This is a genomic window from Mycolicibacterium parafortuitum (assembly GCF_002086815.1).
GTDB lineage: Bacteria > Actinomycetota > Actinomycetes > Mycobacteriales > Mycobacteriaceae > Mycobacterium > Mycobacterium parafortuitum.
Map to the genome: position 1 here is coordinate 1 of NZ_MVID01000046.1, position 20,781 is coordinate 20,781.

Consider the following 20,781-nt stretch of genomic DNA (forward strand, 5'->3'; position numbering starts at 1 on the left):
AACACCTCGGCACCACCGCCGGCATCCCGTCGGTGCGCGCGATCAGCCTGCAATCGCCGCAATACCCCCAACACCTCCCCGAACTACCCGACATCGCCACCGACTCCACCGCCGTGATCCCCGGCCCCGACCGCGTCTTCAAAGACCAAATCCTCGACGCCGCCTACACCGAAGCCGGCATCGGACCCGACGACCTCTCCCTGGCCGAGGTCTACGACCTGTCCACCGCCCTCGAACTCGACTGGTACGAACACCTCGGCCTCTGCGCACGCGGCGACGCCGAACACCTCCTACGCTCCGGCGCCACCACCCTCGGCGGCCGCATCCCCGTCAACCCCTCCGGCGGCCTGGCCTCCTTCGGCGAAGCCATCCCCGCCCAAGCCATCGCCCAAATCTGCGAACTCACCTGGCAACTCAAAGGCCAAGCCACCGGCCGCCAAGTCGAAAACGCCACCGTCGGCATCACCGCCAACCAAGGCCTCTTCGGCCACGGCTCCTCCGTCATCATCGCCCGATAAACACCGGCGAGCGTCGGCCCCGCGAGCGCGCGCGTCTGCACACCAACACACCGCACTTTTTGGCATGCACCGCGCACTCGTCGCCGACTCAGCGTGGCATCACCACCGATCCACAACGGCCAAGCGGCTCATTCACATTGGCATAGTGGGCGATTGCGCACACTCGACAGCACCGAGCGCGCGGTGCATGCCAGAAGGAGCGGCGTGTCGCTGAGCAGACGCGCGCGCTCGCGGTGCTAACTCGCGGTGCCTCAGACCGGGTCGAAGGCGGAGACGAGCCAGTCGTCGCCGACCTTGGACACGGTCACGACCACACTGTTGGCGGTCACCGCAGGTTCGGGCCGTTCGCGGCTGGCGGTCTGCTGTTTCAGGAACACCAGCACCTTGGCCTGGTCCGGATGCAGCTCCATCAGCGCGGAGTCGATCACATGGGCCTGCGCCTGGACGCCGCGGTCGCGGGCCGCCGGGGCCACCACGTCGGCGGTGAATTTCCCGTAGTAGGTGGCGAATTCGCCGGTCATCATCGACCGGGCGGCCTCCAAGTCGGAGTCGATGGTCTCCGGCGCGTACGACAACAGCGCCGTGGTCGCATTCGATGCGGCGGCGACCACCGCCTCCTGTGCGGCCGGTCCGGTCTGACTGTCGGCACGGTACTGCGTGACGTACAGCGTCGCCAGAACCGCGGCCGACGCGATCAGCAGCACCGCGGCGGCGATCAGACCCCACCGGTGCACACGTCGGCCGGACACACCGGCGTGCTCGACTGTCATTGCACGAAATCCACTTCCGCCATCTTGATCCGGTCCCCGTCGCGGCGCAGGTCGAGCCTCAGCTGCCAGGTGCGCGGCGGTTCGGCCACCCCCTCGGCATCGGTCACCGTCGTGGTCGCGGCGACCAGGACCGTCGCCGCATCCGCGGTCGCCGACTGCACCGCCGCGGCATCGACCACGGCTTTGGTGGAGACCTTCGCGTCGGCGGTCAGCTTGACGAAATCGTCGCTGCTGTTCTGGAATTCGGTGCGGAACGGGTCGACCGCGTTGTCCAGGATGCGCTGCATACCGGTCTGCGGGTCGGTGAAGTCGATCGACAACAAGGTGACGGCGACCTGTTTGGCGGCCGCGGCGAACTCGGCCCGGTTCTGCTGGTCCCGGACGGTGTCGCGGTGCCCCGACCAGATGAGCACGCTGCCAATCGCCATCGTGAGCGCGCACAGCACCGCGACGATGCCGGCGACCGTCTGCCACCGCGGTCCACGTCTCAGGCGTCGACGGGCAGCGGCTGCGCGCGACCGCGCCTGCGCCGCGGCGGTCTCCGCTGCGGCAGCCTCGGCCTCGGCCTGTTCGAGGACCCGGTCCACCTCCTGCGGCGTCAGCCCGGACAGGTCCTCGACACCGTCCGGCGGAGCCGCTGCGGGCTTCGACATCTGCACAGTCCCTTCGTCGCCCGGTTGTGACGGCGACCCGACGCAACGGTAGGCGGTCGCTCACGGTCGCGACGGGTGCTCTCCCGCCCAGTGGGCAGCGACTACCAGTGCCGCAGCGAGCACAGCGCGCCGCGCGGCCCCTCACCGGTCGCGACCACGACACCGTCGACGGCCAGTTCGCAGCGGAACCCCGGTTCGGCCGGCAGGCGGCCGCGCGTCGCCGACACCATCGCCCAGCGGTCCGGGTCGGCCAGTTGGACGGTGAGCACCCAAGGCTGCTGCGGTCCGATGTCGACGGTGACCTTCGGGCTGAACTGGTACGGGTTGTGGCTGTAGTCCGCCCAGGTCGGCGGATCGACGTCGCGGTAGTAGATGTCGGCGCTGACCGGCTGCTGCGCGGTCACGGTATAGGTCACCTGATGTGCGGCCGCCGGTGCCGCCGCCGCGACCGGAGCCGGGATCACCGCCGCGACAAGGACCCCGGCGACGAACAACCTACTTGTCATCGCCGCGCCTCCACAGGGGTGCGCCGTCCTTGGACTGGCACGCCAGGAACAGCCCATCGGGGCTCTGAGCGACCCAGTTCTCGTATCCGGCGCAGTTGGCGCCGAACTCCTTCACCCCGGCCATCGACGGGGACCGGAAGTAGCGCGGCTCGTAGCGGCGCGGCGATCCGCAGAACACCAGCCGGCCCCAGGACGTGGTGCCGAACACGAAGTTCGCGGTATCCGCGCACGGCGCGCCCAGGACGACACCGGGTCTGATCCCCGGCGTGCAGAACGGGTCGTCACACGGCGCGGGTTGCGCGACCGCAGGCGCGGCACCGCACAGCCCGGCAACCAATGCCGACACGATCACGACGATTCCCCTGTGCACGGGGCCAGCATCCCAGCGGCCACGCCTCGGCGGTTGCGGAACGTCCGCTCAGCGGACACTCCCCCGAAGACGGGCCGGTTCTCGGTGTTAGCCTCGTGCGCCGCCGACGCATGCCCGGCGGTCGCGTGAGGAGCAGGCGATGACCCGTGTATCCGCCCTGGCGAACACTGTTGCGGCGACCGCGATCTGCGGCGCGGCGTGGGGTGTGCCGACCGCCGCAGCCGAGAGCCCGGACTGGGGGCTCAACGGCACCTACATCGCCACCTCCAACGGTGAATGGGCCAGGAAGAACGAGGTCTTCACCGACCTGCCCAGCCTGCGCAGCACCTGGACGGTCCGCACCCAGTGCAGCTACCCCGGCGAGTGCACCGGCACCGTCGACAGCGAATGGGGCTGGAGCGCACCGATCTACGCCAAGAGCAGCGTGTGGTACGTCAAGCACACCATCGAGGACTGGGTGCCGTGCCCCGACGGCACCACCGCGCCCGGGTTGCAGGTGTTTCGGTTCAAGGCGATGAACGCCGAAGGCGCGGTGGCTGATCCGACGTCGACCACGCTGGTCGGCGAGGACGTCACCACCGGCCCCAGCGGTGCCTGCGGGGTGAGCCGACCGGTCTACATCAACATGCCGTTCAAACTCGTCAAGGTCGGCTGAGCACACTCACCGCACTTACCGTGGCAGCAGGTCCTGCCAGCCCTCCGGTTGTCCGGCAGCGATATCCGACTGGGTGAACACCGTGCCGTCCGGGGCGGCGACCTGACCGGTCTCCGGGTTGTACGTCGCGACCGCGACCGGCGCGTCACCCGCAGCTGGGGCGACCGGTGCGGACGCCGGCGCTACGGGCGCGGGCGGCGGGGTGCCCTCGACCGGCCCGAAGATCTGATCGTTGAAGCTGACGCGGTCATCCGGCGCCACGCCTTGGGCGATCAGCGCCGGGTCGATCGGGTAGGGGCCCAGCACGTGCTGGCGCATCGCGAGCGGCTCGAAAGGCCGGTCGCTCTCGCAGATCTCGACGGTCGGTGCCCGCTTGCCGGGATTCTCGATGCACGGGAAGTTCCTGGTGCCGCGCACGCCGATCGGCGAGTCCTGGGGCAGCTTGCAGTACAGGCCGTCCGGGGTGTCCACGTCGGTCAGATCGGCAGGTGAGCGCCACGACGACGGCGGCAGGAAGCCGACCGTACAGGCGGGCGGGTCACCCAGGGTGAGGCTGAACTCGGACAGCGCCATCCCGGTCGGGTTGTTCAACGACGATCCGTAGGACTGGGTAGCGGCCAGGTACGGCGGCAGCAGGACCAGCAACTGCTCGAGTGACGGGTAGTAGGCGACCCCGACCTGACCGACGGTGGTCAGATTGGCCAGCAGCACCGGCAGTGTCGGCTTGAGGTCGGTGAGCAGCCGGGACGCCTCATCGGCCGCCCCGGAGCCGGTCTGCAGGATGCTACGAACGGCGGGATCGTCGTCGGCGATCTGGCCGCTGATCCCGGCCAGGCTGCGCGCCCATGTGGTGATCGCGTCGGCCTTCTCGGCCTGCCCGTCGAGAAGGGGCCTGCCGTCCTCGATCAGGGTGCGGAACTTCTCGCCCGAGGCGTTGGCGTCGGCGGCCAACTGCGACGAGGCGTCGAACAACGCGGCGAGCTCGTAGCCGCTTCCGTTGAGCGCGTCGAAGGATTCGTCGAGCAGACCGCTGAGCGTGCCGGTGGGGATGCTGTCCACCAGGGCGCTCATCTGGTCGAGCATCGGACCGACCGGCTGCGGTATCGACGAGCCGTCGGCCACGATGACCGAGCCGTTCTGCAGGTAGGGACCGTCGTCGGTGCGCGGTTCCAGGTCGACGTACTGCTCCCCCACCGCGGAAACGCTGCGCACGTGGGCCTTCAGGTCGGCGGGGATCTTCGACGCCGATTTCAGCGACATGGTGACGGTGACGCCGTCGCGGTTGGGCGTGATGTCGGTGACCTTGCCGACCTCGATCCCGCGGTAGGTGACATTCGAGAACTGGTAGAGGCCACCGGTGTTCGGAAGCTTCAGGGTGACGGTCATCCGGCCGATGCCGAGCAGCACCGGGGCCTGTAGGTACACGAACACCATCGCACCCAGCCCGACCACCGACGCGATGGTGAAGATGATCAGCTGGATCCGGACGAAGCGTGTCAGCATCAGTTGCCGCCTTCGATGGGTTGGTCGTTAGCCCCCGGCGCCAGGTCGATCAGCGGCGGCATCGTGGCCACTTCGGCGGGCACCGGTGTGATCGGCGCCTGCAGCGGGTCCAGCGTGTACGACGAGTACCACGGGTCACCCGGCGCGGGCACCAGCGAGGCGCCGGGTTCGCCCCATCGGGTGCCGAGGAAGATGCCGCTCTTGAGGCGCGAGATGGTGAAGTCGAACACGATGAACTGGTTCATGTAGTCGCCGCGGATGCCGCGGTCGATGAACTCCTGGGTGTACGGATAGGTCGGCAGGTACGACAACGCGGTGGCCAGGTCGGGCCCGACGTCGGCCAGCGCCCGCACCGCCGGCTCCAGGTTGCTCAGGTTACGTACGATGTCGTCGTGCGACTCGTCGATCAGATCGGTTGCGGTGTCGCTGAATTCGCCGAGTTTTTGCAGCGCGGTCACGATGCGCGGCCGCTGCTGGTTGAGCACCTCAAGGGCGGCGGGGATCCGCTTCAGCGCGCCGGCGAGCACGTCGCGCTGACCGGCGAAGGTCTCGCTGAGACGGTTCAGCGAGTCGATGGTGGCGTTGATGTTGTCGCGCTGGTTGTCCAGGATGCCGACCACGTCGTTCATCCGGGTCAGCAGGCTCCGCACCTGGTCCTGCCTGCCGTCCAGCGCGGCGCTGAAATTGCCGATGATGTCGCCGATCTGGGTCAGCCCGCCGCCGTTGACGACGACCGACAGCGACGACAGGGTCTGCTCGGTGGACGGGTAGGTGGAGCTCCGGTTCAGCGGGATGTTCGCCCCGGGTTGCAACCGCCCGGTCGGCTCCTCCCCGACGGGCGGGTCCAGGGCCACGTGCATCGATCCGAGCAGGCTCGTCTGGCCGACGGTGGCGACCGCGTTCGCGGGTACCACCACGTCGGGCCGGACCGACACCGCCACGTTGGCGTGCCAGTTGTCGAACGTCATCTCGCGGACCGCACCGACCACCACGTCGTTGAGCATCACCGGCGAATTGGATTCCAGCGTACCGACATTGGCCAACTGGAGGTGGAAGGTGTGCGCGTCGGCCCCGGTTCCGACGGTGCCGGGCAGCGGCAGGGAATTCAGGCCCCGGAACTCGACGGCCGAACATCCCGTAGCGGTGACCGCGACACAGCACGCCAGCACCGTCCATCGGCGTGCCTGCCCGAGGAAGAAACGTCCCGTCACGGGTTCCCTCCCGAGGTCGGCGCGGCCTCGGCGGGCAGCAGCATGTCGGCGATGGTGGCTGGTTGCGGCGCGGGCGGCAGCGGCGCGCCCGGATAGAGCGCCTGCGACGGGTTCGCGGGCAGCCCGTGCGGAGCGAACGCTCCCGGCGGTTGCGGCGGATTCGACCATCCCGGTGGGGGCGGCACGTCGCCGGCCCCGGTGTAGGCCGACACGGCGGGCGGGATCTCGACGGGGGCAGGCGCGGTGCCGGCTCCGCCGGGGGCCAAGCCCGGATCGGAATAGATCACGTTCTGCGGCGCCGGCCCGAGGTAGGCGTTGAACGGCAGCGGCAGGTAGTTGAAGTTCATCAAGCGCAGTGCGGGCCCGAGGTATTCGGCGCACGCCTTACCGGACTGTTCGGCGGTGACGTTCTCCACCGCGGCGATGGCCGAGCAGATCAGGGATACCGGGTTGGCGAATCCGTTCATCGCGAACGAGCCGCGCGGGCCGCCGGTGTCGGGGTTGTAGATGTTGTAGCCGTTGACGAGGGCGTTCGGCGCGGCGTGCAGGATGTTCTTGAGCACCATGCTGTCGTCGGCCAGCACCTGCGTCACCGAGGCGAGTCGCTGCACCTGTTCTGCGGTCTGGTTTCTCGCCCCTTCGACGAATCGCCGGACCTCGCCGACCGCCTCGGAGAGTGTGGTGATCGCCGAGCCCAGCTCCGAGCGGCTGCCGTCGACGACCTGGGTGACGTCGGCGAGCCGGTCCTGGAACTGCACGATCTGCACGTTGCTGTCGCGCAGCGCGGTGACGAACGTCTGCAGGTGCGTGAGGATCTCGACGATGTCGCCGCTGCCCTCGCCGAGGATGCGGCCGACACCGGACAGCTGGGCGATGGTCTCACGCAGCTTCTCACCGTTACCGTCCATCGCCGCGGCGGTGGTGTCGATGAACCGGCCCAGCGAGGTCTCCGAAACCCCGCCGCGCGGTCCGAGTTCGGTGGCCAACCGGGTGAGCTGGGTCTTGATCTCGTCCCATTCGACCGGTACCGCGGTGCGGTCCTGGTCGATCATGCCGCCGTCGGCCATGGTGGGTCCACTGGTCTCGGGGGTGGCGCCCCATGCCGGGGTCAACTGCACGTAGCGGGCCGACACCAGGTTCGGCGCGACGATGATCGCGTCGGCATCGACGGGGATCGGGACATCGCGGTCGATGGCCATCGTCATCTTGGCCTGGGTGCCCACCGGCTCGATGGACTCGATCGTGCCGACCCGCACGCCGGCGACCCGCACCTCGTCGCCCGCGTAGATCGCCGTGGCGGTCCGGAAGTACGCGGTGATCCGGTAGGGGCTGAAGAAGTGCTGGTAGGCCAGGATCCCGGCGCCGGCGAGCGCGAGCACCGCAAGGCCCGCCGCGAGCAGGGTCCGCGCCGACGTCTTGATTCGTTTCGTCATCGCGACCCTCCGGGGATGCCGTTGTACGGCCACGGGAACTCGGCGCGCGGCCCGGCGTTGTCCGGCGGCTGCCCGGCGTTCACACCGCGGCGGAAACCGAGGGCGTAGTCCAGGAACGGCTGAATCGCCGGTCCGGGAAGCAGATTCGACGCGAAGCCGTTGTAGAAGAACCCGTTGTTGACCGCCTCACCCTGGGTGACCTGGTACTTCGCCAGACCCCTCAGCGACTCGGTGATGTTGTCCCGGTTGCGTTCGAGCATCTCCGAGACCGTGTTCAGCTTCTCCAGGGTGGGCGCGAGTTCGGCCTCGTTGTCGGCCACCATGCCGGTCAACTGTTGCGCGACGGCGGTGGTGCTGGAGAGCAGGTTCACGATCGCGTAGCGACGGTCCCGCAGCACCGCCAGCAGGTCGTTGGCGTTGAGCAGCAGCGTGTTGACTTGGGCGCTGCGCTCGGAGAGCACGCCGGTGACATCAGAGGCGGCGTCGAGCAGCGCGCTCAGCGACTCGTTACGGTTGTTCAGCGATTTCGACAGCCGGGACACCCCGTCGAAGGTCGGTGCGAGCTGCGGGGCGAGGCGCTCGATGGTGTCGGACAACGTGTCCAGCGACTGGTTGATCGCGGCGGTGTCGGTGCCACCGGTGTTGGTGGTGAAGTCCCCGACCGCGTCGGTCAGCGAGTACGGCGAGCCGGTGCGGCTCAGCGGAATGACGCCCATCGAGCCGAGACCCTGGCTGCCGGCCGGCTTGAGCACCAGCACCCGCTCGCCGAGCACCGTCGAGATCCCGACGGTGGCCGTGGTGTCGCTGCCCACCCGCACCCCGCTGTCGACGGAGAACGTGACCAGCGCGGTGCCGCGGGCGAGTTCGACGTCGGAGACCGAGCCGACGGTCACCCCCGACACCTTCACGTCGTTGCCCGGTGCCAGCCCGCCGGCCTCGGCGAACACCGCCTGGTAGCGCACCGAGGTCGCCATCGCCCACAGCTGCTGCGGCTGCAGGCCCACCACGATCACCAGCGCGATGAGCACGGCGCCGATGAATCCGGCACGCACGAGGGAGGATCCGCGATATTTCTGCATCAGGGCTCACCGCACCTTCCGGTGTTCTGGATGACCCACGGGAAGTGGGCGGTACGTCCCTGCAGGTCGGTGACCCGGATCGACACACCGCAGATGTACAGGTTCAGCCAGCTGCCGTATGAGCCGAGCCGCACCAGCTTCCGGTAGTTCTTCGGCGTCTTCTGCAGCGCGAGATCCATTCGGGCCAGGTCGGTTTCGTTCGACAGCAGCGGGGCCAGCCGGTTGAGTTCGTCGACGGTTCCGGCCAGCGGCGGCCTGGCGTCGGTCAGCAGGCCGGCCAGCGACGCGGTGCCGGCGTCGAGCGCGGTGATCGCCTCACCGATCGGATCACGGTCCGCGGCAAGGCCGGTCGCGAGCCGCTCGAGTTGATCGATGGCAGTCGAGAAGTTCTCGCCGTCGTCGGCGACCGTGGTGATGGTGTCGTTGAGGGTGTCGATGAGCCGCTCCACCGTCTGGCCGTTGTCCGCCAGCGCGTTGGTGAACGACGCCGTCCTGCTGAACAGCGATTCCAGGTTTCCGTCCTGACCCTGCAGGATCTGGATCAGCGAGCTCGTCAGCGCGTTGACGTCGTCGGGGTTGAGTCCCCGGATGACGGGTTTGAGGCCGCCGAGCAGCAGGTCGAGGTTCAGCGCCGGCTCGGTGCGGTCGGTGCCGATACGGGAACCCGCCGGCTGGATCGTCGCCGGACCCGGCTCGTCGAGCAGCTCGAGGTAGCGGTCGCCGACGAGATTGAGGTAGCGCACCGCCACCCGGGTGCTCTCGGTCAGCCTGACGTTGTCGTCGGCGTCGAAGTCGACGACAACGGTGGTGTCGTCGGCGAGCTTCACCGACCGGACGGTCCCGACCCGGATTCCGGCCGCCCGCACCGAATCCCCCGGCTGCAGACTGGAGGAATCCTCGAACACCGCGGAGTACCTGTTGGCCGAACCCGACCGGTACTCGCCGAAGATCATGAACAGCGCTGCTGTCAGCAGCACCATGACCGATCCGAACACGCCGAACTTCGTCGCAGCCCTACCCACGTCCGTCATCCCGGGTGTCCGATCTGCCCACCGTTGCGCGGCGGTCCGTCGATCGGGCCGAACAACATCTGTTTGAGTCCGTCGGAGTTCAAGATGATGCCCTGATTTCCGTACTGCGCCGGGTTGGCGTTGACATCGGTGATCACGAACGGCGGGTGCTTCTGGAACGGCACCTTCGGCAGATCCGTGCATTGCGGGCCGCCCTTGGCCGCGACCTTCGGCAGGTTCTGCGGGTAGCGGTAGCGCTCCTGGCCCAGCACGATGGTCTGCAGCAACAGCCCGCCGGGGACCGGGGTGCCGGGCGCCTTGGCCAGCTGCACCGCGCCGCCGATGCCGCAGTTGAGCGCCTCGTGGTACTGGTTGAGCAGGTCGGTGGTCGGCACCAGCAGATCCATCACCGTGCTGATCGCCTGCCGGTTACCGCCGATCACGTCGGTCCCGACATCGGACAGCCCGATCACGCTGACCAGCAGGGTGTCCAGACTGCCCTGTTCGGCCACGATGGTCTCGCTGACGGTGGTGGCGGCGCCGAGGGTGTCGACGAGGTCCTGCGCGACGTCGGCGTAGGTGCCGATGACCGTCGGTGCGACCGCCAGTTCGTGTTCCATCGTCGGCAGGCTCGGTTCGATGGTGCCGAGGAACGCGTCGAAATCGGCCATGGTCTGCCCGATCTGGTCACCACGGCCGTCCAATGCGGTGGCCAGCGCACCCAGCGTCTGGTTCAGTTTGGCGGGCTCCACCTTGGCCAGCACCGCCGACAGCTGCTCGAACACCGTGTTGATCTCGACGGTGACGTGCTCGACGTCGAGGACCTGCCCCGGCCGCAGCGAATCCGCCGACGGCCGCGCGGGCGGCACCAATTCGATGTACTTGGAACCGAACACCGTCGAAGACGCGATGTCGACTCCGACGTCGGACGGGATGATGTCCATGTAGGCGGGGTCCATCGCCAGGTGGATCGCGGCCTTGCCGTCGGGCAGGGACTCGATGGTGTGCACCGAACCGACCTGTGCGCCATGCAGTTTCACCTTGGCATCGGGGTCCATCACCAGCCCGGCGCGCTGCGACACCACGGTCACCGGGACGGTGGTGGTGAAGCTTCCGCGGAACAGACCCACCGCGACCGCGACCACCGCGGCCAGGACCACCACGGTGGCCAGACCGATCAGCGGCCGCCGGGCCGGCGTGTTCGTCGACATCGTTGCCCCCGCTATCCCGACAGATTGAAATTGCCGTTGGCGCCGTAGACCGCCAGTGAGACCAGCAGCGTCACCGAGATGACGACGATCAGCGACGTCCGCACCGCGTTACCCACGGCGACCCCGACCCCCGACGGACCGCCGGTGGCGAAGTACCCGAAGTAGGTGTGCACCAACAGGATCGCGATCGCCATCAGGATCGCCTGGAGGAAGGACCACAGCAGGTCCTTCGGGTTGAGGAACGTGTTGAAGTAGTGGTTGTACAGACCGGCCGACTGCCCGAACAGCACCACGGTGGTGAGCTTGCTCGCCGCGAACGACAACATCACCGCGATCGAGTACAGCGGGGCGATCGCGACCATGCCGGCCACGATGCGCGTCGACACCAGGTACTCGACCGGTCGGATCCCCATCGTCTCCAGCGCGTCGATCTCCTCGTTGATGCGCATCGCGCCGAGTTGCGCGGTCACCCCGGCGCCGAACGTCGCGGCCAGCCCGATCCCGGCGACCACCGGTGCGGAGATCCGCACGTTGATGAACGCGGCCAAAAATCCGGTCAACGCCTCGATACCGATGTCACCGAGGGAGCTGTAGCCCTGCACCGCCAGCGTGCCGCCCGCGGCCAGGGTCAAGAAGCCGACGATCACCACGGTGCCGCCGATCATCGCGAGAGTTCCCGCGCCCATGCTGATCTCGGCGACCAGACGGATGATCTCGCGCCGGTAGTGCACGGCCGCGTGTGGGACGCCGGCGATCGCCCGTCCGTAGAACGCGGTGTGGTCACCGATGCGTCCGAGAAGCGCGACGGGACGCCCGGCCTGCTCGACCAGGCGCGGGTGTAGTGCGCGTATCGCAGCCATCGCCGTCCCCTAGCCCGACGTCATCTGGATGCCGATGGCCGTGACGACCACGTTGATCACGAACAGCGCCATGAACGCATACACCACCGTCTCGTTCACCGCGTTACCGACGGCCTTGGCGCCGCCGCCGGTGATGCACAGCCCGCGATAGCACGCCACCAGCCCGGCGATCAGACCGAACAGCGCGGCCTTGATGCACGAGATGATCACCTCGGGCACCCCGGTCAGCAGCGTGATCCCGGCGGCGAACGCACCCGGGTTCACGCCCTGGACGAACACCGAGAAGAAGTAGCCGCCCAGGATGCCGATGATCACCACCAGGCTGTTGAGCAACAGCGCGACCAGACCCGAGGCCAGCATGCGTGGGGTGACCAGACGCTGGACGGGGTTGACGCCGAGCACCTCGAGGGCGTCGATCTCCTCCCGGATGGTCCGCGACCCCAGATCGGCGCACATCGCCGTGGCACCGGCGCCGGCGACGATCAGCACCGTCACCATCGGCCCCACCTGGGTCACCGCGCCGAACGCCGCACCCGCCCCGGACAGATCCGCCGCACCGAGCTCACGCAGCAGGATGTTCAGCGTGAACGACACCAGCACCGTGAACGGGATCGCCACCAGCAGCGTCGGGGCCAGCGACACCCGCGCCACGAACCAGGACTGCAGCAGGAACTCCCTGGTCTGAAAAGGCCTCCGGAACAGGAACTTCACCGCGTCGGCCGACATCGACAACAGGCCGCCGACACCCTGCATCGGGCCCGAGATCCCGCCGCGCAACGCAGGCAACGCGATGGACCCACGGTCCGCGGCCTTGTCCGCCATATGCCGCCGAACCCTTCTCGAAACCAACTGTAAGCGCCGCCACAGCAGCGAGACACACGTTGACAGCTGCGCTCGGTGCGAGACACACGTCGTCCCATCCACCGGGAAGCGCCCGGGCTCATCGCCGGGATCGGCCGTGAACGTGGAGAACCGGTGTCACACTCGAGCGCGACGTCTCGATCTGACAGGAGTTCTCCGTGTCCACCACCCCCGCCGGGTTGTCACCCCTGTTGCGTTACGCCGACCGCCGAGTGCTCATCACCGGTGGCGGTTCGGGCATCGGGCAGGCGTGTGTGCTGCGGGTGCTCGCCGAGGGCGGCCGGGTGGTCGCCGCCGACATCAGCGCCGACGGCCTGGCCGACACCGTGGACAGGGCCGGTGACGCCGGCGCACGGCTGTCGACAGTGGTGATCGACGTCGGAGACGAGGCGTCGGTGCGCGCCGGGGTGGCCGAGGCGATCAGCACGCTCGGCGGGTTGGACACTCTGGTCAACGCCGCCGGGATCCTGCGCTCAGCCCATCTGACGGAGACCTCGCTGGCCGACTTCGAGCAGGTGCTGCGCATCAACCTGACCGGGACGTTCCTGATGACCCGGGAGGCGATCACCGCGCTGCGCGACGGCAACGGCCCCTCGGTGGTCAACTTCAGCTCCACGTCGGCACACTTCGCCCACCCGTACATGTCGGCCTACGCCGCGTCCAAGGGCGGGGTGCTGTCGATGACCCATGCGTGGGCACTGGAATTCGCCAAGGCCGGCATCCGGTTCAATTGTGTTCAGCCCGGGTCCATCTCGTCGGGGATGACCGACGGGACCGGCGCGTCGAAGCAGAGCGTCGGGCCCGGCCTGCCCGAGGACGCCGACTACGCGCTGTTCGGTAAGGTCGCACCGATGCTGCCGCTCGACGGCGGCGCGATCTTCGCCGCGCCGGACGCGGTCGCCGGGGTGGTCGCGATGCTCGGCAGCAACGATGCGTACTTCATCACCGGCACCGAGGTCCGCATCGACGGCGGCTCGCACATGTAGTTCACCCGCGCCCCTGACAGGCCCAGGTCCCACCATCCCGGAGCTCACCGATGAAATTGCGTACCGTCGCGACCAGCCTCGTGCTGGCCGCAGGCACCCTCCTGCCCGCCGCACCGGCGCAGGCCGCCCCGTTCTTCGCGAACTACTCGCTGAACGTCGAGGGCCGTTACGACTTCCACACCTGGACGTGGGCGGTGACCTACTGCATCCCGGCCGCCCCGGACTGCGCGCACATCAAGGCGATCCCGATGCCCATCGCGAAGGCGTTCGAGTACAGCGGCGACGCCCGCCTGACCGACGGAAGGTACACCCTGACGGTGGATGTGCCCGACGGATTGCGCTGCGGGAACGTGTATTACGGGCCGATCATCCCGACCCGGGATGTGTACGAGTGGGATGCCGAGACCCTGCGGGGGACGTTGACGTCCTCGTTCGCGGCGGGCTGCGACGGCGCGCCGGGCGGGGCGTTGCGCTATCCGTTCACGCTGGTGCGGCTGTAGCCGCACCAGCGTCGGTCAGGCCCCCTTCAGCAGCGAGAAGCCCTTGTAACCGGCCGCGGCCACCTCGGCGCAGATGTCGAGGTAGGCGGCGAACCCGCCGATGAACAACATGAATACCCGGGGCTTGCCAGGGACGTTCGCGCCCATGTACCACGAGTTGGCCTTCGGGAACAGGGTGGCCTCGGCACGCTGATTGCATTCGGCGATCCAGTTGTCGACCGACTCGGGGGTGGCCTCCAGCGCCGCGTAACCGTGGTCGTCGAGGAAGCCGATCGCGTCGGCGATCCAGTCGATGTGGGCTTCGGCGTGCAGCACCATGTTCGCCAGCACCGCAGGGGCTCCGGGGCCGGACACCAGGAAAAGGTTCGGGAACCCGTCGACACCGAGCCCGAGGTAAGTGCGAGGACCGTCGGCCCAGTCCTCACGCAGACGCCGGCCGTCGCGGCCGACGATGTCGATCTTGTCCAGGGCACCCGTCATCGCGTCGAACCCGGTGGCCAGCACCAGCGCGTCGATGTCGTAGTGCGTATCGGAGGTGGCGATTCCGGTCGGGTCGATCGATTCGATCGGGGTGTTGCGGACACTGACCAGGGTCACGTTCGGCCGGTTGAACGTCTGGAAGTAGTTGGTGTCGGTGCAGATTCGCTTGGTCCCGATCGGATGGTCGTTCGGGATGAGCAGATCGGCCAGCGCGGGGTCGTCGATGACGGCGCGCACCTTCTCCTCGTAGAATTTGCGGGCCTCCTCGTTGGCGGCCTCGTCGATCATCTGGTCGCTGAACGTCTTCGAGAACAGCACCCCGCCGAGATCCCAGCGCCGCTCGAAGGCCGCGCGACGCTCCTCGGCGGACACCTCCATCGTCAGCTTCGGGTGCGCGATGTGCGGGGATCCGCCGCCGCTGCGCCAGGACAGCCTGCGCCGCTCGGCGTAGTTCGCCTTGATCTCGGCGACCTCCTCGGCGGTGAGTGGCCGATTGCCCGCGGGCACACTGAAATTCGGTGTCCGCTGGAACACGTACAGGTGCTCGGCCTGTTCGGCGATCAACGGGATGGACTGGATGCCCGAGGAGCCGGTGCCGATCACGGCGACGCGCTTGCCGGTGAAGTCGACGGGCTCGTGCGGCCAGTGCGCGGTGTGGTAGACCTCCCCGGCGAAGGTGTCCAGGCCGGGGAACGCGGGGGTCAGTGCCGCCGACAGCGGCCCGGTGGCCATCACCACGAACCGTGCCGTGACCGTCTCCCCGGTGTCGGTGACGACGGTCCAGCGCAGGGACTGCTCGTCGAGGGTCGCCGAGGTGACCCTGGTGTTGAACGTGATGCCGCCGCGCAGGTCGAGCCGGTCGGCGACCCAGTTCATGTAGCGCAGGATCTCGGCCTGCGTGGCGTACTTCTCGGTCCAGGTCCACTCCTGTTGGAGTTCCTCGGAGAACGAGAAGCAGTAGTCGACGCTCTCGACGTCGCAGCGGGCGCCCGGGTAGCGGTTGAAGTACCAGGTGCCGCCGACCTCGGGGGCGGCCTCGAAGACCCGTACCGAGAGGCCCTGCGACCGGAATTTGTGGAGGGCGTACAGGCCGGCGAAACCGGCTCCGACCACGACCGCGTCGACGACGTCCAGCTCTGCCGAATTGCTCACGGCGCCAACCGTAGAGGTTGGGCGTCGCGCCATCGCCCGGTTTCCCGGTGACCGGACGCCGGGTATCGGCGGCCATGCCCGCCCGGCACACTCGGACCCATGTCGTCTGCCGAACCCCTCCGCGATGCCGCCACCGTCCGCATCGACCTGGACGGCGCCGTGCACCGGTTGAGCTGGCCGCAGGACAAGACCCTGGTCGAGATCATGCTCGACGCGGGCATCGACGTTCCGTACTCGTGCCAGGAGGGCCGGTGCGGTTCCTGCGTGGTCACCGTGACCGGCGGCCAGGTCTCGATGGACAGCTGCGAGATCCTCGACGAGAGCGACCTGGCGGATGGGCTTGTGCTGGGCTGCCAGGCCCGGCCGGTCAGCGAAGACATCAGCGTCGAGTACTGAGCGGCCCGCTGATCGGGACAATCCCGGGACTGCGGACCGCTCGGAGATAGACGATGGTCACACCCACACAGTGAGGACATCAAGAAGATGAGTCAGCGCGTACTCGACCGGTTGGCGGATCTGGCCGACCAGTTCAAGGAACAGGCCGTAGAGGCCGAGAAGATCGGCAAACTGCCCGACGCGACGGTCAAGAGCATGAAGTCGATCGGGTCGATCCGGCTGCTCCAGCCCAAGAAGCACGGCGGGATGGAGGTGCACCCCCGGGAGTTCGCCGAGACCGTGATGGCCACCGCCGCACTCGATCCGGCCGCCGGCTGGATCAACGGTGTCGTCGGGGTGCATCCGTACCAGCTGGCCTACGCCGATCCCAAGGTGGGCGATGAGATCTGGGCCGACGACATCGACACCTGGGTGGCCTCGCCCTACGCCCCGCAGGGTGTCGCGGTGCCCACCGACGGCGGTTACATCTTCACCGGCCGGTGGCAGTTCAGCTCCGGAACCGACGCGTGCGACTGGATCATCCTGGGCGCCATGGTCGGTGACGCCAACGGCGCGCCGCTGATGCCGCCGCAGATGCTGCACATGATCCTGCCCCGCTCGGACTACCAGATCGTCGACGACTCCTGGGATGTCGTCGGGCTGCGCGGCACGGGTTCCAAGGACGTCATCGTCGACGGCGCGTTCGTCCCGTCCTACCGCACGATGGACGGCATGAAGGTGATGGACGGCACCGCCCAGCGCGAGGCCGGCATGACCGAGCCGCTGTACCTGATGCCGTGGTCGACGATGTTCCCGCTCGGCATCAGCTCGGCCACCATCGGTATCGCCGAGGGTGCGCTGGCCGCCGCGCTCGACTACCAGCGCCAGCGCGTCGCCGCCAGCGGCGTCGCGGTCAAGGACGACCCGTACGTGATGTACGCGATCGGCGAGGCCGCCGCCGACATCAACGCCGCACGCCAGGAACTGCTGGCCAACGCCGACCGCATCTACGACATGGTGGCCGCGGGCAAGGAGGTGTCGTTCGAGGACCGCGCCGCCGGCCGACGCACCCAGATCCGGGCGGTGTGGCGTGCGGTGTCGGCGGTCGACGAGATCTTCGCGCGCTGCGGCGGCAACGCCGCGCGCATGGACAAGCCGCTGCAGCGCTACTGGCGGGATGTGCACGTCGGGCAGGCGCACGCCATCCACGTTCCCGGCACCGTCTACCACGCCGCGGCGCTGAGCTCGCTGGGCGTCGACCCGCAGGGCCCGCTGCGGGCGATGATCTAGGAGGGTCGCACATGGCTGACATCAAGGGCCTCGGCTACGTCAAGGTGCAGGCCACCGATCTGCCCCGGTGGCGCCGATTCGCTTTCGACGTCCTGGGTTTCGCGCAGGGCTCCGGCCCCGAGACCGATGCGCTGTATCTGCGGATGGACGAACGCGCGGCGCGCATCATCGTGGTGCCCGGCGATGTGGATCGCATCGTCACCGCGGGCTGGGAGGTCCGCGACCATCAGGGGCTGGAGGCGGTCAAGCGGGCGCTCGACGTCGTCGGCACCCCGTACAAGGAGCTCTCCCTGGCCGAGGCCGACGCCCGCCGCGTCGAAGAGGTGATCGCGTTCACCGATCCCGCCGGGAACTCACTCGAGGTGTTCCACGGCGCGGTACTCGACCACTCCCCCGTCGTCACCCCGCACGGCGCCCGGTTCGTCACCGGCGCACAGGGTCTGGGCCACGTGGTGATCCCGGCCGTGGACGTCGCCGGCCTGTTCGACTTCTACACCACGGTGCTGGGATTCCGGTCGCGCGGTGCGTTCCGGGTGCCCGCCCCGCCGGAGTTCGGACCGATCCGGGTCCGTTTCCTCGGGATCAACCAGCGCCACCACAGCCTGGCCATCTGCCCGGCGGCGACCGTCCGCGACCCGAAGCTGATCCATCTGATGGTCGAGGTCGACTCGCTCGACGCGGTCGGTGCGGCGCTGGACCGGGTCAACAAGGACGGCTTCCAGCTGTCCTCGACGCTGGGCCGGCACACCAACGACAAGATGGTGTCGTTCTACGTGCGCGCCCCCGGCGACTGGGACATCGAGTTCGGCACCGCGGGAATGCTGGTCGACGAGACGTACTACACCGCCGAGGAGATCACCGCCGACAGCTACTGGGGCCACGAGTGGGTCAGCGATCTGCCCAAGGCCATGCAGCCGTGACGGTGACACCCGTTCCGGTGTCGTCGGTCCCGGCCTGGGATGACGAGGCCGACGTGGTGATCGCCGGCTACGGCATCGCCGGTGCCGCGGCCGCGGTCGAGGCGGCCCGCACCGGTGCCGAGGTGCTGGTGCTCGAACGCACCGGATCGTGGGGCGGGGCGGCCGCGATGGCCGGCGGCTTCATCTATCTGGGTGGCGGCACCCCGATCCAGAAGGCTTGCGGTTTCGGCGATTCCGTCGAGAACATGGCCGCGTTCCTGAACGCGGCCATGGGTCCGGGAGCCGACGAGAAGCGCATCGCCGACTACTGCGAGCACAGCGTCGCGCACTTCGACTGGCTGGTCGAGTGCGGGGTGGTGTTCAAACCGGAGTTCTTCGCCGAGCCCGGCTGGGAACCGATGGGCGACCAGGGGTTGATGTACAGCGGTGGGGAGAACTCCTACCCGTTCAACACCATCGCGACGCCGGCGCCTCGCGGCCACGTCCCGCAGATGCAGGACAAGAAGCAGGGCGAGGCCAGCGCCGGCTTCATGTTGATGAAGCCGCTCGTGGAGACGGCCACCGCCGCGGGCGCGCGGGCCCGCTACGACGTGCGGGTGCAGGCACTCGTCGTCGACGACGGCCGGGTGGTCGGGATCCGCGCCCGCCAGTACGGCGCCGAGGTCCACATCAGAGCCCGTCGAGGAGTGGTGCTCGCGATGGGCAGCTTCGCCTACAACGAGGCGATGGTGGCCCAATACGCACCGCGCATCGCCGGCAGACCCGCTGCGTCGGTGGAACAGCACGACGGCCAGGCGATCCGGATGGCGCAGGCGCTCGGCGCCGACCTCGCCCACATGGACGCCACCGAGGTCGCGATCTTCGTCGATCCCCAGCAGCTGGTCCGCGGCATCCTGGTCAACGAGCGCGGGCAGCGCTACGTCGCCGAGGACACCTATCCCGGCCGGGTCGGGCAACTGACGCTGTATCACCAGAACAACACCGCGTACCTGATCATCGACGGTGACGCCCAGGAGGAGGCGATGGCGGCGCCGTCGCCGGGGCTGATGATGCGGCCGGCGACGTGGGTGGCCGACAGCATCGCGGACCTGGAGTCGGAGATCGGCCTGCCACCCGGCTCGTTGCAATCCACCGTCGCGGCGTTCAACGACGCCGCCGCTCGCGGCGAGGATCCGCTGCTGCACAAGAAGGCGCAGTGGATCAAGCCCATCGGCACCCCGGTGGGCGCTATCGACCTGCGCGAAAGCACCGGCGGCTTCACCCTGGGCGGCCTGATGACGACGCTGGACGGCGAGGTCCTGCACGTCAGCGGGGAGCCGATCCCCGGTCTGTTCGCCGCCGGCCGCTGCACCGCCGGGCTGGCCGCCTGGGGCTACGCCAGTGGCGTCTCCCTCGGCGACGGCAGCTTCTACGGCCGCCGCGCGGGGCGTAGCGCGGCCCGCTGACGGCTGAGCCGTCGATTCAACCGAGAAAGCACGTTCCACCCAGCCCCACCGGCCCTGCCGGTGGGGCCATCGGGCGTTGCGTGTCAGAAATGACGTTTCGGCGGTTCATGTGACAGCGCGCACAGGCTTGTGGTACAAACAGTCATATTACTAATAGTCATATGGCTGTTAGTACGAGTGCAGCCCGGAGGAACCTATGACAGTCGAAACCCCCAGCGCGGTCATCGATCGCGTGTCCCTTGTCCTGGATGCCTTCGACGGCCCCGGCCGCCTGACCCTCGCCCAGATCGTCCGGCGCACCGGCCTGCCGCGCTCCTCGGCGCACCGCATCCTGGAGCGCCTGGTGCAGCTACGGTGGTTGCGCCGCACCGGACGGGACTACGAGCTGGGGATGCGTCTGGTGGAGCTCGGTTCGCTTGCCGTGCACCAGGATCGGCTGCACCGTGCCGCCACCCCGCTGCTTCACGACCTGCACCGCGCGACCGGACTGGTCGTCCATCTCGCGGTGCTCGACGGCGCGGATGTGGTCTTCCTGGAGAAGATCGGCGACAGCATGACCGCGGCCATCCCGACCCGCGTCGGCGGCAGGCAGCCCGCGCACTGTACGGCGGTCGGCAAGGCGATGCTCGCCTTCAACGACGACGACGTCGACGTGGATCTGCAGATCCGCAAGACCAAGTATTCGGTCAGCACCGCGGCACAACTGGCCACCCAGCTGGCGAAGGTGCGCGCGCACGGTGTGGCCTACGAGCGTGAGGAATCACTGCTCGGTTTCGGCTGTGTCGCGGCCGCGATCGGGCGCCCCGGCGAGGCGGTCGCCGCGGTCTCGGTGTGCGGACCGATGAACCGGATGGCGTTCGAGCGTCTGGCCGCCCCGGTGCGGGTGACCGCGATGGGAATCTGGCGCAACGCCGAGGACGGTCCCGCTCGGGTCACCCCGACCCTGCAACCGCTGCGCCCGCTGCGCGGTGGCCCCGCCGCGCGCCCCGCCGC

22 protein-coding genes are annotated in these 20,781 nt (G+C 68.6%); 9 read left to right on the plus strand and 13 right to left on the minus strand.

The features are described from left to right. The coding region (locus BST38_RS28095; protein WP_435404630.1) for a thiolase C-terminal domain-containing protein at positions 1–518 on the plus strand (518 nt) is incomplete at its 5' end. 251 nt (positions 519–769) lie between these two features. On the opposite strand, the gene BST38_RS28100 is transcribed toward BST38_RS28095, so the two are convergent. The 4 genes from BST38_RS28100 to BST38_RS28115 form a co-directional block, all read right to left on the minus strand. Then, positions 770–1,288, minus strand: coding sequence for a hypothetical protein (locus BST38_RS28100; RefSeq protein WP_083146818.1), 519 nt, complete (start codon positions 1,286–1,288; stop codon positions 770–772). Further along, positions 1,285–1,941, minus strand: coding sequence for an Rv1363c family protein (locus tag BST38_RS28105; RefSeq protein ID WP_237160952.1), 657 nt, complete (start codon positions 1,939–1,941; stop codon positions 1,285–1,287). The genes BST38_RS28100 and BST38_RS28105 overlap by 4 nt, the downstream gene beginning before the upstream one ends. A gap of 101 nt (positions 1,942–2,042) precedes the next feature. Then, complete coding sequence (locus BST38_RS28110; RefSeq protein WP_083146819.1) at positions 2,043–2,447, minus strand: Rv2576c family protein; 405 nt, start codon at positions 2,445–2,447, stop codon at positions 2,043–2,045. Next, positions 2,437–2,817 (minus strand): hypothetical protein, encoded by a 381-nt coding sequence (locus BST38_RS28115; RefSeq protein WP_083146820.1) that lies wholly within the window; start codon positions 2,815–2,817, stop codon positions 2,437–2,439. The genes BST38_RS28110 and BST38_RS28115 overlap by 11 nt, the downstream gene beginning before the upstream one ends. A 139-nt stretch (positions 2,818–2,956) precedes the next feature. Here BST38_RS28115 and BST38_RS28120 point away from each other — a divergent pair, with 139 nt between their 5' ends. Next, on the plus strand, positions 2,957–3,472 hold the full coding sequence (locus BST38_RS28120) for an Rv2253/PknI dimerization domain-containing protein (RefSeq protein WP_083146821.1): 516 nt from the start codon (positions 2,957–2,959) through the stop codon (positions 3,470–3,472). 15 nt (positions 3,473–3,487) lie between these two features. Here the strand turns inward: BST38_RS28120 and BST38_RS28125 are convergent, their stop codons facing one another. From BST38_RS28125 to BST38_RS28160, 8 genes are read right to left on the minus strand one after another with little or no spacing between them, the layout of a single operon-like run. Further along, positions 3,488–4,975: an MCE family protein gene (locus BST38_RS28125; RefSeq protein WP_083146822.1), complete on the minus strand. Its 1,488-nt coding sequence runs from the start codon at positions 4,973–4,975 to the stop codon at positions 3,488–3,490. Then, the gene (locus BST38_RS28130) at positions 4,975–6,186 is read right to left on the minus strand and encodes an MCE family protein (protein WP_083146823.1); all 1,212 of its coding nucleotides are present in this window, start codon (positions 6,184–6,186) and stop codon (positions 4,975–4,977) included. The genes BST38_RS28125 and BST38_RS28130 overlap by 1 nt, the downstream gene beginning before the upstream one ends. Next, positions 6,183–7,619: an MCE family protein gene (locus BST38_RS28135; RefSeq protein WP_083146824.1), complete on the minus strand. Its 1,437-nt coding sequence runs from the start codon at positions 7,617–7,619 to the stop codon at positions 6,183–6,185. The genes BST38_RS28130 and BST38_RS28135 overlap by 4 nt, the downstream gene beginning before the upstream one ends. Beyond that, entirely contained in the window at positions 7,616–8,698 is a 1,083-nt protein-coding gene (locus BST38_RS28140) for an MCE family protein (RefSeq protein WP_083146825.1), read from the minus strand. The genes BST38_RS28135 and BST38_RS28140 overlap by 4 nt, the downstream gene beginning before the upstream one ends. Beyond that, positions 8,698–9,729 (minus strand): MCE family protein, encoded by a 1,032-nt coding sequence (locus BST38_RS28145; RefSeq protein WP_083146826.1) that lies wholly within the window; start codon positions 9,727–9,729, stop codon positions 8,698–8,700. The genes BST38_RS28140 and BST38_RS28145 overlap by 1 nt, the downstream gene beginning before the upstream one ends. After that, a complete protein-coding gene (locus BST38_RS28150; protein WP_083146827.1) occupies positions 9,726–10,919 on the minus strand; it encodes an MCE family protein in 1,194 nt (397 codons plus the stop codon). Before BST38_RS28150 ends, BST38_RS28145 begins: the two co-directional genes overlap by 4 nt. 11 nt (positions 10,920–10,930) lie before the next feature. Then, complete coding sequence (locus tag BST38_RS28155) at positions 10,931–11,779, minus strand: MlaE family ABC transporter permease (RefSeq protein ID WP_083146828.1); 849 nt, start codon at positions 11,777–11,779, stop codon at positions 10,931–10,933. 9 nt (positions 11,780–11,788) lie between these two features. Beyond that, positions 11,789–12,601 (minus strand): MlaE family ABC transporter permease, encoded by an 813-nt coding sequence (locus BST38_RS28160; protein WP_083146829.1) that lies wholly within the window; start codon positions 12,599–12,601, stop codon positions 11,789–11,791. A 197-nt stretch (positions 12,602–12,798) separates the two neighbouring features. Here BST38_RS28160 and BST38_RS28165 point away from each other — a divergent pair, with 197 nt between their 5' ends. Both BST38_RS28165 and BST38_RS28170 read left to right on the plus strand, forming a co-directional pair. Further along, complete coding sequence (locus tag BST38_RS28165; protein WP_237160953.1) at positions 12,799–13,626, plus strand: SDR family NAD(P)-dependent oxidoreductase; 828 nt, start codon at positions 12,799–12,801, stop codon at positions 13,624–13,626. Between the two features lie 50 nt (positions 13,627–13,676). Next, positions 13,677–14,126: a hypothetical protein gene (locus tag BST38_RS28170; protein WP_083146830.1), complete on the plus strand. Its 450-nt coding sequence runs from the start codon at positions 13,677–13,679 to the stop codon at positions 14,124–14,126. 15 nt (positions 14,127–14,141) lie between these two features. Here BST38_RS28170 and BST38_RS28175 read toward each other — a convergent pair whose 3' ends face one another. Further along, the gene (locus tag BST38_RS28175) at positions 14,142–15,791 is read right to left on the minus strand and encodes a flavin-containing monooxygenase (RefSeq protein ID WP_083146831.1); all 1,650 of its coding nucleotides are present in this window, start codon (positions 15,789–15,791) and stop codon (positions 14,142–14,144) included. Positions 15,792–15,857: 66 nt separating this feature from the next. Between BST38_RS28175 and BST38_RS28180 the strand changes: the two genes are divergently transcribed. The 5 genes from BST38_RS28180 to BST38_RS28200 all read left to right on the plus strand — a co-directional run. Then, complete coding sequence (locus BST38_RS28180) at positions 15,858–16,154, plus strand: 2Fe-2S iron-sulfur cluster-binding protein (RefSeq protein WP_083146832.1); 297 nt, start codon at positions 15,858–15,860, stop codon at positions 16,152–16,154. A gap of 87 nt (positions 16,155–16,241) precedes the next feature. After that, entirely contained in the window at positions 16,242–17,423 is a 1,182-nt protein-coding gene (locus BST38_RS28185; protein WP_083146833.1) for an acyl-CoA dehydrogenase family protein, read from the plus strand. 11 nt (positions 17,424–17,434) lie between these two features. After that, the gene (gene bphC, locus BST38_RS28190; protein ID WP_083146834.1) at positions 17,435–18,343 is read left to right on the plus strand and encodes a biphenyl-2,3-diol 1,2-dioxygenase; all 909 of its coding nucleotides are present in this window, start codon (positions 17,435–17,437) and stop codon (positions 18,341–18,343) included. Beyond that, complete coding sequence (locus BST38_RS28195) at positions 18,340–19,788, plus strand: FAD-dependent oxidoreductase (RefSeq protein WP_083146835.1); 1,449 nt, start codon at positions 18,340–18,342, stop codon at positions 19,786–19,788. Before bphC ends, BST38_RS28195 begins: the two co-directional genes overlap by 4 nt. Before the next feature lie 196 nt (positions 19,789–19,984). Beyond that, on the plus strand, positions 19,985–20,781 hold a 797-nt coding region (locus tag BST38_RS28200), incomplete at its 3' end, for an IclR family transcriptional regulator (protein ID WP_083146836.1).

What these genes read in the sequence shown, in the direction of transcription:
- BST38_RS28145 (WP_083146826.1), bottom strand. Translation starts at nt 9,729, where the DNA reads ATGACGGACGTGGGTAGGGCTGCGACGAAGTTCGGCGTGTTCGGATCG.
- BST38_RS28175 (WP_083146831.1), bottom strand. Translation starts at nt 15,791, where the DNA reads ATGGCGCGACGCCCAACCTCTACGGTTGGCGCCGTGAGCAATTCGGCA.
- BST38_RS28155 (WP_083146828.1), bottom strand. Translation starts at nt 11,779, where the DNA reads ATGGCTGCGATACGCGCACTACACCCGCGCCTGGTCGAGCAGGCCGGG.
- BST38_RS28135 (WP_083146824.1), bottom strand. Translation starts at nt 7,619, where the DNA reads ATGACGAAACGAATCAAGACGTCGGCGCGGACCCTGCTCGCGGCGGGC.
- BST38_RS28105 (WP_237160952.1), bottom strand. Translation starts at nt 1,941, where the DNA reads ATGTCGAAGCCCGCAGCGGCTCCGCCGGACGGTGTCGAGGACCTGTCC.
- BST38_RS28185 (WP_083146833.1), top strand. Translation starts at nt 16,242, where the DNA reads ATGAGTCAGCGCGTACTCGACCGGTTGGCGGATCTGGCCGACCAGTTC.
- BST38_RS28100 (WP_083146818.1), bottom strand. Translation starts at nt 1,288, where the DNA reads ATGACAGTCGAGCACGCCGGTGTGTCCGGCCGACGTGTGCACCGGTGG.
- bphC (WP_083146834.1), top strand. Translation starts at nt 17,435, where the DNA reads ATGGCTGACATCAAGGGCCTCGGCTACGTCAAGGTGCAGGCCACCGAT.
- BST38_RS28110 (WP_083146819.1), bottom strand. Translation starts at nt 2,447, where the DNA reads ATGACAAGTAGGTTGTTCGTCGCCGGGGTCCTTGTCGCGGCGGTGATC.
- BST38_RS28180 (WP_083146832.1), top strand. Translation starts at nt 15,858, where the DNA reads ATGTCGTCTGCCGAACCCCTCCGCGATGCCGCCACCGTCCGCATCGAC.
- BST38_RS28140 (WP_083146825.1), bottom strand. Translation starts at nt 8,698, where the DNA reads ATGCAGAAATATCGCGGATCCTCCCTCGTGCGTGCCGGATTCATCGGC.
- BST38_RS28125 (WP_083146822.1), bottom strand. Translation starts at nt 4,975, where the DNA reads ATGCTGACACGCTTCGTCCGGATCCAGCTGATCATCTTCACCATCGCG.
- BST38_RS28150 (WP_083146827.1), bottom strand. Translation starts at nt 10,919, where the DNA reads ATGTCGACGAACACGCCGGCCCGGCGGCCGCTGATCGGTCTGGCCACC.
- BST38_RS28120 (WP_083146821.1), top strand. Translation starts at nt 2,957, where the DNA reads ATGACCCGTGTATCCGCCCTGGCGAACACTGTTGCGGCGACCGCGATC.
- BST38_RS28160 (WP_083146829.1), bottom strand. Translation starts at nt 12,601, where the DNA reads ATGGCGGACAAGGCCGCGGACCGTGGGTCCATCGCGTTGCCTGCGTTG.
- BST38_RS28170 (WP_083146830.1), top strand. Translation starts at nt 13,677, where the DNA reads ATGAAATTGCGTACCGTCGCGACCAGCCTCGTGCTGGCCGCAGGCACC.